Source organism: Marinobacter sp. M3C (assembly GCF_023311895.1).
GTDB lineage: Bacteria > Pseudomonadota > Gammaproteobacteria > Pseudomonadales > Oleiphilaceae > Marinobacter.
The window spans coordinates 1,303,458-1,316,163 of record NZ_CP092284.1 but is presented as its reverse complement, the minus strand read 5'-3'; the positions used below and the strand labels follow the sequence as shown (position 1 = coordinate 1,316,163).

Annotated in this window: 7 protein-coding genes and 1 pseudogene; 5 read left to right on the top strand and 3 right to left on the bottom strand. The window is 56.5% G+C overall.

The features are described from left to right. Positions 1 to 95: 95 nt before the first annotated feature. Together MIH18_RS05965 and MIH18_RS05960 are read left to right on the top strand one after the other, a co-directional pair. The gene (locus tag MIH18_RS05965) at positions 96 to 440 is read left to right on the top strand and encodes a YdbL family protein (RefSeq protein ID WP_249014143.1); all 345 of its coding nucleotides are present in this window, start codon (positions 96 to 98) and stop codon (positions 438 to 440) included. Positions 441 to 536: 96 nt separating this feature from the next. Further along, a complete protein-coding gene (locus MIH18_RS05960; RefSeq protein WP_249014142.1) occupies positions 537 to 1,766 on the top strand; it encodes a DUF5610 domain-containing protein in 1,230 nt (409 codons plus the stop codon). Positions 1,767 to 1,768: 2 nt separating this feature from the next. On the opposite strand, the gene MIH18_RS05955 is transcribed toward MIH18_RS05960, so the two are convergent. Then, the gene (locus MIH18_RS05955; protein ID WP_249008142.1) at positions 1,769 to 2,473 is read right to left on the bottom strand and encodes a dienelactone hydrolase family protein; all 705 of its coding nucleotides are present in this window, start codon (positions 2,471 to 2,473) and stop codon (positions 1,769 to 1,771) included. 194 nt (positions 2,474 to 2,667) lie between these two features. On the opposite strand from MIH18_RS05955, the gene MIH18_RS05950 reads away from it, so the two are divergent. Genes MIH18_RS05950 through MIH18_RS05940 form a run of 3 tightly spaced genes read left to right on the top strand, consistent with a single transcriptional unit; the run spans position 2,668 to position 10,173 of the window. After that, entirely contained in the window at positions 2,668 to 7,527 is a 4,860-nt protein-coding gene (locus tag MIH18_RS05950; protein WP_249014141.1) for an MG2 domain-containing protein, read from the top strand. After that, complete coding sequence (locus tag MIH18_RS05945; protein WP_249008144.1) at positions 7,511 to 9,520, top strand: transglycosylase domain-containing protein; 2,010 nt, start codon at positions 7,511 to 7,513, stop codon at positions 9,518 to 9,520. The genes MIH18_RS05950 and MIH18_RS05945 overlap by 17 nt, the downstream gene beginning before the upstream one ends. Before the next feature lie 59 nt (positions 9,521 to 9,579). Next, on the top strand, positions 9,580 to 10,173 hold the full coding sequence (locus MIH18_RS05940; protein WP_249008145.1) for a YceI family protein: 594 nt from the start codon (positions 9,580 to 9,582) through the stop codon (positions 10,171 to 10,173). A 474-nt stretch (positions 10,174 to 10,647) separates the two neighbouring features. Here the strand turns inward: MIH18_RS05940 and MIH18_RS05935 are convergent. Both MIH18_RS05935 and MIH18_RS05930 read right to left on the bottom strand, forming a co-directional pair. Next, a pseudogene (locus tag MIH18_RS05935) lies at positions 10,648 to 11,091 on the bottom strand (GTP-binding protein); the annotation flags it as partial. 257 nt (positions 11,092 to 11,348) lie between these two features. Further along, entirely contained in the window at positions 11,349 to 12,575 is a 1,227-nt protein-coding gene (locus MIH18_RS05930; protein WP_249014140.1) for a D-amino acid dehydrogenase, read from the bottom strand. Between the last annotated feature and the right edge of the window lie 131 nt (positions 12,576 to 12,706).

The following is a 12,706-nucleotide window of genomic DNA, read 5'->3' as shown; positions in this document are numbered from 1 at the left end:
AACCCCCGACGATAACGGGCGCACGTACCAAATAATCTAGAATGTGCGTACCTGATAATAAAGAGTGTACGCACTTGATAATCAAGGAGTTGAATATGACTATTTACCAGCGCGTCGCTGCCTTGCTGCTAACGCTGAGCCTGAGCATTCCGGCGTTTGCCATGAGCCTTGACGAAGCCAAAAATGCTCTGGATTCTGCAAAAAGCCAGGGTTTGGTAGGTGAAACGCCGTCGGGTTACCTGGCTCCTGTGACGTCTGACGCCCGCGCCCGCGATATTGCACAGGCCATCAATGACGCCCGCCGCGATGCGTACGCAGGCATTGCCCAGAAGAACGGCATTGCAGTGTCGAAAGTGGAAGCTGTGGCTGGTCAGAAAGCGGTTGAGAAAACTCCGGCCGGGCAATACATCGAAATGGATGGCGGCTGGGTAAAAAAATAAACCGGTTAAAGTTTGAGCGCCGCGCGCCGATACCCGTTGTAACTGATTTGGCTGATTGTTAACTGCAGCCCAAACGCTTGAACGAGGTTTGTTGCCATGGTTTCTCCTTTATACGGTTCACCGTCGCCGGCATCATCACAGTCGCCGTCTCAATCACGGGTCGCCAACGAGTCGCAGGCGCAACGCATTGACCTGCCCGGTCAGGCCGGTGATGGAGCCAAATCCACAGAGTCTGCTGGCAAGCCCCAGCGCCAGGTTATTCGCACGCCAGAAGATGCCATTAACGTTCTGCGCTCGCGCCTGCAGCAGCAGATGGAGCAAAGCCTGGGCAAGCTTGAAGGGCCGGGCGCCGCTGCGGTACGCAGTTTTGGCGGAGGTTTTCAGCCGCCGTCTGCCGCCGACGTGGCGGGCACGGTGCTGGGCTTTATTCAGCTGCGGCTAGAGCAGGAAGCGGCTGCCGGAGCCGATCCGGAACGCCTGGCTAATCTGATGGAACAGGCCCGTTCTGGTATCGAAAAAGGCTACGGCGAAGCCCGTGAGCAAATTGAAGCCTTGGGGTTGATGAATCCTAAGCTGGCCAGCGAGATTGATGACGGCTTCAACCGCATTCAGAACGGCCTGGACAAACTCGCAGAGCGCTTTTTGGGCCAGCCGGCGGTCGCCGATGGCGGGGCACCCGTTAGCAGAAGCGGTATGCAGGTTGAATCTGCTTCCCGCGGCGCTTTTCGCTTTGACGTAACCACCGCCGATGGCGACAAAGTGTCTATTCTGATGGAAGAGAGCCGTTATTCCGCAGTTCAAAGCCGTTCAGAATCCAGCGCAAGCGGAGAATCGCGTTCACTGGCCGCGGTTAGTGCGTCTGCCGGGCGCTATTCTTTCAGTGTGGAAGGTGACCTGGACAGCGGCGAACGCGAAGCCATTGCCGGCCTGCTGGAACAGGCGCAGGGCGTTGCCGGGCAGTTTTTCCGCGGCGATGTTCAGGGCGCGTTTGAATCCGCGCGGGGCTTGAACCTGGGCGGCGAAGAACTGGCCAGCTTCAGCTTGAATCTGTCTTCCAGTCGCACGGTATCAACCACGGCCTATGAGTCCACCTCTGGCCAGCCGTCACTGGCCAGCCAGCTGAGGCCGTTGGCCGGGTTGGCTCAGGATGTTCGCGAGCTGGGGCAGGGTGGCATTGACAAGGGCTTTGATACCACCACGCTAAATGATCTGGTGCAAAGAATGCTGGACGACCAGCAAGAGGCGATTAGCGAAAGCGTGAACAGCAACCGCCCGATGATGGACGAATTCATTGGCGCCATCCTCAACGGTTTGCAGCCAGGCTAGTCTCAGCCCGCCAGGTGCTGAGCCAGAAACATCAACGTGCGGCCGTGGGCCAACGCCGCCGCACGTTGATTGTAAGCCGGTCGCCCCCAGCAGTTGAAGCCGTGATCCACTCCTTCGTAGTTGTGAATGCTGGCATGTTGCTGGCCGTCAAAAGCCTTGCGTACCTGATCAACGGCGCTGGCCGGTATTAGTCCATCCAGTCCAGCATAATGAAACAATATGGGTTGGCTTATCTGCCCGGCCAAGTCCAGGTTGTTGTGAATGCCTCCGCCGTAATAGCTGACGGCTGCATCGGGCTTGCCGCTGGCGGCCGCCCGATAGGCCAGCTGCCCGCCCATGCAGTAACCTAGCACGCCTACCTTGCCAGACACCTGCGGTAATTCACGCAGATATTCAACGGCTGTCACAACGTCTTCTGCCGCCTGGGTGAAGTCTGTGCCGTTCATCAAAGCAAACGCTTCGGCGGTGCCTGCTTCGGTATAGTCCAGATTGGTTCGGGTTTGCTGGCGCCAAAACACATCCGGTGCCAACACCACAAAGCCGTCCAGGGCATATTGCTCGGCAACGGCACGGATGTGATCGTTTACTCCCCAGATTTCCTGAATTAGCACCAGGCCAGGGCCTGTTCCGGCCGGTGGCAATGCCAGGTAGCCGGAAAATGTGTCTTTATCAGCAGAGGAAATTGTAATCCATTTTTCTGATGTCATTTTGATGCCCTTCAATAGATGCCCGTTAAAATTAAGCGCTTGTAAACAGATGCCTGTGAACAAATGCCTTTGAAATATGGCGAAATGTGGCGTTTGAGTGAATTATTCTGCGAATACGTTGGTCACCATGGCTAGCTTCGGAGTGTTCGTCCATCATTGCAGGTATTAGTCCTCTGATGGAACAGGATCTTGCTATGCGTTATTTATGGTTTGTGGTTCTGCTTTGCCTGTGTTCGGCCGCGTCTTTGTCAGCCCAAGACCAGCAAGCCCCTTGCTCTGATTCAGGCTGTGAAGACACAACGCAGTTTTCGTCCGCCCAAAAAAAGCTGGCAGGCAAGCCGATGGTGGATGAGTACGCCCAGGCCCGTGGCCGCGCCGAAATACGCTTTCCACTGCTGACTCAACCCGATTTGAGCGCAGACCTGCGGCCCTATATTCAGGTAGAAGATGCCCAAAGTGGCTCTTCTGTGCCTTTCGGCGTGCTCACCCGCGAAAAGCAGCTGCTGATCACCGGGCTTGAGCCCGTTACGGCCTACACGATCAGGTTCCGCAAAGGGCTGCCACTCAGCACGGGCTCGCTGGCACAGGCGCAGACCTTTGAAGTAACCACGCCCACGCTGAGAAATAGCATAACCATTACCAATGGCAGCGGAGTGGTGTTAGTACCTGCCGGCCGTGCGCCGTCTTTGCAGGTGCAGGCGGTAGGCCACCAGCGGGTTCAGGTTACCGTGCAGGCCCTTTTGCCAGCGGTTGCCCGTCGGTTGCTGGAATCGGAGCAGCTTAGCGAAAAAGGGTATTTCGACAATAACGAAAGCAAGCTGTTGCACCAGGAAGTGATTATGCTGCAACCGAATCTTTATGGCGAAGCCAGCCTGAATATTGATTTGAGTAAAGCGGACCTACCCGCTGGTGCTGCGTATTTGGCCCGAGTGTCACCCTGCAGCGATGCAGACTGTGAGTTCACTCTTTATCGCCGCTACGACGATCAGCAAGTGGTGGTATTGCATTCCCGCTATGCGCTTTCTGCGCTGGTGGCCGATAGCGAAACCCTGGTGTCGATGCGGGATTTCGACAGCGGCAAACTGATTGCCCGCGGTAGCATCGAACTGCTGGCTAAAAACTCCGAATCTCTGGGCAGCTTCGCGATTCGAGCGGACGGCTATGCCCGCATTCCCAACGCGCTGATGCGCGGGCAGAACGGCTCGGCGCCCGCCTTGTTGATCAATGAAAACAATCGCGCGCTGAGCTATCTGTCCCTCAATGAATCGCCGTTGTCGCTTGCGCAATTGCCGGTGGACGGCGCTGATACGGCGGTGTTGGGCGATGGCTATTTGCGCACCGAGCGCGGCGTGTATCGCGGTGGTGAAAGCGTGTATTTCAGCGCCATCGCCCGTGCGAATGATCTGGCGCCCATGGCCGGTCAGAATCTCACCCTCAAAATCATCCGCCCGGACTCCAAAGTGTTGATCAGCCAGCCTGTTACCAGCGACAAGAACGGGCTGCTCAGCACCAGAATAACGCTGGGTGCCACGGCCTATAAGGGTCGATACCGCACGCAATTGCTGTTGGGTGATACTCAATTGGCCAGCACCCACTTTCAAGTGGAAGATTTTGTACCGGAAACCATGGAAGTGAACATCACCGGGTTACCGGCGTTCGCGGCTATTGATCAATCGCTGGCCTTTTCAACCGAAAGCCTGTTCCTGTTTGGTGCGCCAGGTGCCGATAGGCCCATTTCTGCCCAGCTACGAGCCAACCCTACGCGCCACCCCTTCGACGCATTCGACGGCTTTGAATTTGGTGGGCTAGACGAGAACCATCAGCAGCAAGCTCTGCTGGACTCGCAAACCCTGCAAACCTCGGAGGCAGGCCTGGCGGATTTCGAATTCAGCGCTAGTGCGTTTGAATCCATCGCCGATAGCGAACTGCCCCAGCGCGTAACGGTCGCCGTGGAGCTGGAAGAAGTATCCGGTCGAGTAACCCGCCAAAACGAATCGGTGTTTGTGGCCACCCAACCCAGCTGGATAGGTGTAAAACCCGCTGACGCCCAGAGCGGGTATGGCAGCGGCAGTACACCCGAATTTTTGCTAACCAGCGTGGATGCTCGCAGCGGCCAGGCTAACTCGGAAACCGTACGCTGGCGGCTGATTGAGGAAGAGTGGGACTATTACTGGACTCGCAGCGGCGAAGGCTGGGATTACCGCATCGAATATTACGAACAGGGCGTTCGCGCCAGCGGCACGGTTGAGGTGAACGTAGCCAGCAACCTTGGCCAGGCGACTCTAACCTTGCCGGCCTTGAGTAACGGCCGTTACAAACTGGAGCTGTTACCGGAAACCGGCCAACCCACCCAGACTCGCCTGCAAGTAGGCTGGTGGAGCACCTCTGGCGCCAGCGCAGCGGTGCCCGACGTACTGGACGTTGCGGTGTCTGATCCAAAACCTAACGCCGGCGATACGGTGACCGTGTCTATAGACGCACCGTTTAACGGCACCGCAGAAATCATGCTGGTGACCGATAGCGTTCTCAGCGTTCATCAGGTTGTACTGGCCGATCGCAAAGCCAGCGTGGACGTAAAAGCTCCGGCCGGTGCCAGTCAGGCCTATGTGTTGGTGAAAGCCTATCGCCAGGCGCCTGCAGGCTCGGCGGGCGCTGCCCGTGCGGTCGGCGTGGCCCATCTGTCCATCGAGCCTGCGCGTTTTCGCCGCCAGGCGTCTATGGATTTACCCGAATTTGTACGCCCTAACCAGACCGTAAGCTTGACGGTGAATGTGCCGGATGCAGCCGATGGCGCCAGCCTGGTTGTTTCAGCGGTGGATATTGGCATTCTGAATTTGACCAATCACCCCCAGGCCGCTGCGTTTGACTGGTTCACCCGCAAGCGCGCATTCAGTGCAGATCTGTTCGACCCTTATGGATTGGTGTCGCGTCTGAGTGATGACATTGGCGGCACCAATCTGGTGGTGGGGGGCGACGAAGCCGCCGCTGAGCAGCCCAGTCGCAAAACCTTTTTCGAGACCATTGCCCTGCAAACCGATGTGGTGAAAGTGAGGAATGGCAAAGCCGAGATTGTGCTTGAGATTGGCCAGATTAACGGCCGCCTGCGCTTGGACGTGACCGGTTCGGATAGCCGGAGATCCATACAGTTCAGCGATGAACTGATTGTGCGCGAGCGGGTAGCGGTGAATTCATCGGTGCCGCGCACCGTTACTCGTGGTGATCGTTTTCAAGCCGGAGCCGCGCTGACGCTGACCGAAGGCGAGGCGCAAACAGCGGTTTTAGAATGGTCGGTGACGGGTCCGTTCGAATTAGACCAATCCCGCACACGCGTGGAGTGGAGTGCCTCCGGCCAGACCCGTGAAGTATCCGTACCGGTAAAGGTAACCGCCAACGGGCAGGGCAGTATTGGCCTGCGCGTTACATTGGCAGACGGCCACGAACAAACCTACCAGTGGCCACTGCTGGCGCGCCCTGGCGGCTCGTTGATTACCCTGACCGAAACCCGGGAAGTAGCGCCTGGCGCCACAACCGAGGCACCACTGGATTTGTTGACAGCGCTCGATGACGGCCGCGCCAGCCTGTCAGTCAGCCGCTTTCCGTTGCCGGACCGCACGTCTCTGGCTGCGGGTTTGTCCCGCTACCCTTACGGCTGCCTGGAACAAACGGTGTCCCGGGCCTTTCCACTGATTGTGATGGCTCAGACCTTGGCCGAGCGCGGCAATTTCACCGAAGCGCGGCAGCGCCTGGGCAAAAGCTACCGACGCATAGCCGATCTGCAACGCTCCTCTGGCATGTTCAGTATGTGGAGTGACGGTGGTGAATCGGAAGAATGGCTCAGCTTGTACGCCTATGAATTTCTGCTGCATCCGTTGCCCGAAGGCGTATTTGAGGCCGACGAAGCCCGAAGTCTTGATCGCCTGCGCCAGCAAATGCTGATGGATATGGCGCCCAATTTGCCGCGGTTGATGCGCTCCAACAACACCGAGGTAAAGATTTATGCGCTGCTGCTAGGCGCTCGCCAAGGCAACGCGGATGTGGGCGAAATGCGATATTTGCTGAGCCAGACTGAAGGGCTGACTATGACCAGCGCGTCCCAGCTGGCCATGGCGTTTAGCCTGCTGGGCGACAAACCCAGGGCCGAGCAGGCTTTCGCTATTGCCGCTCGGGTGGATAGCGAAAGCTACCGTTATTCCACCTACGCCACGCCGGTTCGCCACCGAGCAGCACTGGCCCGTTACAGCGCCGACGCTGAATCAGACAAGGCGGAAAGCGCGCTGGCTGCTATGACAACAGCGGTTAACAGTGACCCGTGGTTGAACACTCAGGAAAAAGCCTGGGCTTACCTGGCCACAGAAGCTGCTTACATCAGTGCAACACCAAAAGACGGCGCCTGGTCGCTGAACCGCTCGGTAAATGAGTTGGATCTGAGCGAAGCGAACAAAGGGCTTACGCTGACCAATCATTCCGACGAAGTACTGCACCTGACCCTGGTGGCAACGGGCAATCGCGCGGCTAAAAACCTGCCATCATCCATTGCGAAACTGCTGCAGGGTGACACCGAAGGCAAACCCGCCGATGTCAGCCTGACTCAAGGGTTCGCCATAGTTGGTACTGATATGAGCGCCCGTGAGGCTAGCCTTAAAGACGGCGTTATTGAACTGCAACAGGGTGAGCTTCTGGTGAGCACCGTGGCCGGAAAAATAATCCGTGAGCGGGCGGATGGTGAATGGCTGATTGAGCAAAAAGCCGCTGGCGGGCTTGAGATCGAGAATCCAAATCTTGGCGGCATAAGCGTAGAAACCTTATTCGAACTGCTGGGTCTTTCCTGGCAGCCAAAAGATAGCGCGCACTCGCTCTACCTGGACGACCGCTTTACCCAAGTGATTACGCCGCGTTATCGGTTTGGCAACAACGACCGCTTGGAATCCGTGTCGGTGTGGCGCGCCGTTACGCCCGGAAACTACCGTATGCCGGCGGCCTACATGGAAAATATGCTGAACCCATCGTTGAATGCCTCCACCGAGGGTGTTCGCATTCATGTTACGGCGAACTAGTTTTGACCGCACTCTAAAAAGCCGCTGGTTAAACCTGTTCGCCGCGACATTCATTGTTGCGGGTTTGCTGGCTCAGCCGCTGGTGCAGTGGGCAGCGTTGCCTATGGAGCGTCTGGACCAACAAAGCCTGGTGCTGGCGGACAATCAGGGCGAATGGTTGCACGTGCGTTTGCTGGGCAACAGTTACCGGTTGCAACCGCAAGGGGAGGTCAGCCAGACGTATATCAATCTACTGCTGGCCTACGAAGACCGGCGCTTTTACCAGCATCCGGGTGTAGACCCGCTGGCCATTGTGCGGGCGACCATCAACAACGTGAGACACGGAAGAGTGGTATCGGGTGCGTCGACCATTTCGATGCAGGTTAGCCGTCTATTGCGGCCTCATCGGCGTACGCTGGCGGGCAAAGTGCGCCAGGCAATGGGTGCGCTGTGGCTGGAAGCTCATTATTCAAAGCAGGAAATTCTTGACGCCTACCTCACGCTGGCCCCTTTCGGTGCAAACGTGGAAGGCATCGAAATGGCCAGCCGCTATTGGTTCGACAAATCGCCGGTGGCACTGACCCACGCCGAAGCCGCGTTGCTGGTAGCGCTGCCCCAGCGCCCGGCGAAACATCGGCCAGATCGCTTCCCAAAAATAGCCCGTGCGGCTCGGGACCGAGTGCTGCGAAAAGGCTTTGAAAGCGGCCTGTTAACCCTTGCCGAATACACCAACGCCACATTAAGCCCGCTGCCGGGCAATTCCGTGAGTTTCGCCCAGTTAGACCACCACTTGGCAGACCGGGCCATGGCGAAGGGCTTGTCTGGCTTGAATGCCACAACCTTGAACCGCACCACCCAGCGTAACCTGAGCGCCATGAGCGCGAACTGGGCTTTGCCCTCTGGCGTCAATGTGTCAGCGCTGGTGTTGGATACCAACGGCGCAATGGTCGCGCACCTAGGTTCGCAGGACTATTTCAACGCCCGAGCCAGCGGCGCCGTCGACTTCAGCGTGCAAGCGCGTTCGCCAGGGTCGGCCCTGAAACCGCTGATTTACGCCTACGCCGAAACCGCTGGTGTACTGCGATTCGAAGAGGTTTACACCGACCAGCACACCGATTTTGGCGGCTACACACCGGACAACTTTGATCACAGCGAAAAAGGCCAGCAGACCTTTGGCGATGCGCTCACCCGTTCCCATAACCGCGCAGCGGTGGAAGCCCTGCAACGTTTGTCGCCCGCGGCCTTTGAGTCTGAACTTCGCGCCCGTGGCGCCACTCTTTACGGCGATATTGGCCTGCCCATTGCGGTTGGCGGTATTGGTCTTACCTTGCAAGATTTGGCGGGTTTGTACACCGGATTAGCCCAGGGTCAGCACAGCACAAAAGCGCACTGGCTAAAAAGCGCCGAAGCCGTAACGCGGCCAATGAATGACCGCAGTGCAGCCCGCACAACTTATCATTTGCGGCGGGTGGCGTTACCGGAAAACCGCGCGCGCACGTCTACCCTGAATAATTTTGCCCTGAAAACCGGCACAGGTCCCCGCGGTAGCGATGCCCTGTCGGTGGTGTATACCCGTGATCACGTGATTGCAGTGTGGGTTGGCAGCCCGGATAACGCCGAATTGCCCAGCCACACCGGTCTGCAAACCGCAGCGCCGATTGCGTTGGCAATACTGGATTCCCTGGGCCCTGAGCGGCCACCCTTATCACTGGCCTCTGGCCCGTCCATAAAACCCGACGCCTTGCGCCAGCAAAGCATGAAAGTGGTGTTCCCCGGCGACGGCCTGGAGCTGGCCTTTCCGCCGGGCCGAGACGCCATACGCCCGCGCCTGACCGGGGCCGAATACCCGGTGAGTGTGGTGTTGAACGGTCAGCAACTGGTTACCCTGGAGTCACCACGGGATACACTGCGCTTTCCTTCCGCCGGGTTCTGGACGCTGGACATTCAGGATGCCCGCTCGCAGCACGCAAGCCTTGCGTTGCGGGTGCTTGGGCAGGATGGGAGTGGGCGGTAAATAAGCAGATTCAAAGAATCTGGACTAAAATGGCAGTAACTACCAACAAGGATGGAATCATGTTGAAAAAAAGCGCTTTACCTATTCTGTTAGCGGCCGGATTCAGTTTCATGTCGCTGAACGTGGCAGCCGATTGGACTCTCGACCCGGATCAGTCTTCACTGCATTTCGTATCGATCAAAAACGGGACCACAGCGGAAACCCATCGCTTTGCAGAGTTGGAAGGTAAAGTGGCTGATAACGGCAAGGTGAATCTAGGCGTCCACCTGGCCAGTGTTGAAACACAGATCCCCATCCGCAACGAACGTATGCATGAAATGCTGTTTGATACTAAAAACACGCCCATGGCCAATATCACGGCCCAGGTAGATGTCGCCGGGTTTGAAAAAATGGCGGAGGGCACAATCGCCAATGAAGATGTCAAGCTGACGCTGTCTCTGCATGGCAAAACCATAGATTACGACACCCGTTTGCAGGTCGTTAAACTCGCGAATGGCGGCATTGCCGTAAGTACGAAGCAACCGTTACTCGTTAAAGCCGAAGATTTCGGTTTGGGTGATGGCGTAGAAGCACTTCGTGAAATAGCAGGCCTAACCTCTATAGCCGCTGCCGTGCCGGTAACGGCGAATTTGGTGTTTCGGGTTAATAAATAGCATCAATGTTCATGGATTAGCGGGCGAAAGAAAGTCAAAGGAGAGCAGCAATCGACGTTCGTCGGGATTCATAGAAGGCGAACGATGAACCATACCCGCGCCAAGCTTGCTGCGATTGACACTTTGATGGTGGAGCCAATCAGTGCCTGTGCCCAGATAGGTGGTAATCTCAGGCACAAGGTATTCGATCAACATGGAACCTCGGGCTCATGGCATGGGTCAGCGTCGCAATGCGAAGGCCAATCATGTTGAGTTCAAACAGGCAGCCAAACATATCAACCAAAAAGCCGATATCTTTTTGCAGGTGAGGATAGGCCGCCAGATGGAGTAGGACTTCTTCAACATTAGGCGTGTTTGCCGCGGATATTATTGTTCGATGACTGCTGATGCCTTTGCCGTCATACCTTGGCCTCCCAGATTGGAAATGGATCAGCCAGGTGTTGCCACTGAGTCGGCCCGGCCAGCAGTTCATCTCAGGATAACGTCGGCAAATTCCACTTGATCCACCAGTAAATCGGCAACGTTGCGCTCATCCTCTTCACCCAGGTGTTCACCGGTTTCCTGCAAGTATTTGGCTTCGTCATAATCCCCCAGGAAATTCAACGCATCCACAACCGTCACCATGGTGTCCAACCGCGCGACATCAGCTAGCTTGCATACCTCCACCAACAAGTCTTCACGCAAGGTGCAACAGATGCAGCCATTGCTCATTTCAATAAGCTTTTCCTCGCTGCGGTTCAATTGCCCCTCGTTTTTCACGGCACTGGCGTCAATGTTGATTTCGCTCATGTCGTTGACAATCACTGCCACCCGACGGCCCTCCCGATTATTCAGCAGGTGGCTCAAAACCGTGGTTTTGCCAGCACCAAGAAAGCCCGATAGAACGGTGACGGGCAGTTTTTTGCCAGTATTTTTCATAAATCTCCGCTGCTTCTGATAAGAATAAATAATGTTATAACATATCATAAATCAGAGACGAGAATAGGACAACTGTTGTATTGACAATACTTTTGATGGGGCATGAGGCTTCGCCTACCGAGTCGGTAGACGAATTCGCACGTCTACGTCAATTTAAAAAGTGCGTTATGTGGGCGTGACCTGGGTGAGGTGATTGTCCTGTACATCGCTTCATAGCAAGACTGAAAAACCGCCCGGGATCGAATGCTGTTTCAGTGTTACTGGTAAGCAGGCGCCGTTTCAACGGCTTCTGCCAGCATCTCGGCAGTAATGGGCGACAGCGTCCAGCCCAAGTGGCCATGTCCAGTATTGTAGAACACCGTTGGCAGGCGACCCGGGCCGACTCGCGGCATCATGGTGGGAAGCATGGGGCGCAGCCCTGCCCAGGGCACAACCCGTCGGGTACTGACCCCGGGGAAACATTGCTCCACCCAGCGGGTGAGTGGGCGAATACGGTCATCCCGGATGTTGCGATTGTAGCCGTTGAATTCCGCCGTGCCTGCAATGCGGAAACGGTCATCACCCAACCGGCTGGTGACCAGCTTGGTGGCATCGTCTAGCAAGCTGACAGTCGGCGCCGCTTGTCGTGACGCTTCGTCGTCCAGCTCAACCGTGATGGAGTAGCCTTTCACCGGATAAATGTTGACGCGGTCTCCCAGTTTCGCAGCCAGTTCCCTGCTGCCAACGCCTGCACAGACCACTACACCATCGAAGGTGTTACGAATTTGTTGTTCGCCATCAAAAGATGTTACCCAGGCATGGGATTGATCCGCACTCAGTTCGGTAACGGTGTGGCCGTAACACGTTTTGACGCCGCGACGCTGAATGGCCTCCGCCAGGCCGCTTGTGAATTTGTGAATATCACCGGTTGAATCGCTTTCAGTGAAAAAACCACCGTAATAAGTGCCAGCCAGAGTGGGTTCGATGGCCTTCATTTCATCGGGGGTGACCGCCCGGCGCTCCAGACCTCCTGCTGCCAGCAATTTCGACACGTTTGCTGCGTGGTCAAAGCCGGCCTTGTCGCGATAGATGTGCAGTATGCCCTGTTCCTTCAAGTCGAAATCAATACCTTCTTCTTTTGCCCATGAAAACAGATGCTCACGGGCAGCGATCGCCATGCGGGCGGTTTCGGTGGTGTTTTTTTCGTACTGGGGAATGGCCGCCATGAACTCGGCAAACCAGCTCAGTTTGTGCCAGGAAGGCTTGGGATTAACCAGCAGCGGCGCATCACTGTGGAACATCCATTTCATGCCTTTGATTATGGTTTGCCAGTTGTTCCAGACTTCGGCATTAGACGCCGACAATTGACCGCCATTCGCGAAAGACGTTTCCATAGCCGCATAACGATGCTTTTCGTAGACGGTAACGTCGAAGCCGCGCTTGGCCAGAGAGTAAGCAGTGGTGATACCGGTGATGCCACCGCCAATAACTGCAATATGCTTCATAACAATCTCCAGAGAACGCCCAGGGTTGGCTGTCTACACAAAATGGTAGAAGCACCCCTTCCGTCTCTGGACCTGAGAGATTCACGAGCCGTTTCAGTGAAACCGGCCGCTTGCTCCTTCGGTGTGCCGAG

What these genes read in the sequence shown, in the direction of transcription:
- MIH18_RS05955 (WP_249008142.1), bottom strand. Translation starts at nt 2,473, where the DNA reads ATGACATCAGAAAAATGGATTACAATTTCCTCTGCTGATAAAGACACA.
- MIH18_RS05960 (WP_249014142.1), top strand. Translation starts at nt 537, where the DNA reads ATGGTTTCTCCTTTATACGGTTCACCGTCGCCGGCATCATCACAGTCG.
- MIH18_RS05940 (WP_249008145.1), top strand. Translation starts at nt 9,580, where the DNA reads ATGTTGAAAAAAAGCGCTTTACCTATTCTGTTAGCGGCCGGATTCAGT.
- MIH18_RS05930 (WP_249014140.1), bottom strand. Translation starts at nt 12,575, where the DNA reads ATGAAGCATATTGCAGTTATTGGCGGTGGCATCACCGGTATCACCACT.
- MIH18_RS05950 (WP_249014141.1), top strand. Translation starts at nt 2,668, where the DNA reads ATGCGTTATTTATGGTTTGTGGTTCTGCTTTGCCTGTGTTCGGCCGCG.
- MIH18_RS05965 (WP_249014143.1), top strand. Translation starts at nt 96, where the DNA reads ATGACTATTTACCAGCGCGTCGCTGCCTTGCTGCTAACGCTGAGCCTG.
- MIH18_RS05945 (WP_249008144.1), top strand. Translation starts at nt 7,511, where the DNA reads ATGTTACGGCGAACTAGTTTTGACCGCACTCTAAAAAGCCGCTGGTTA.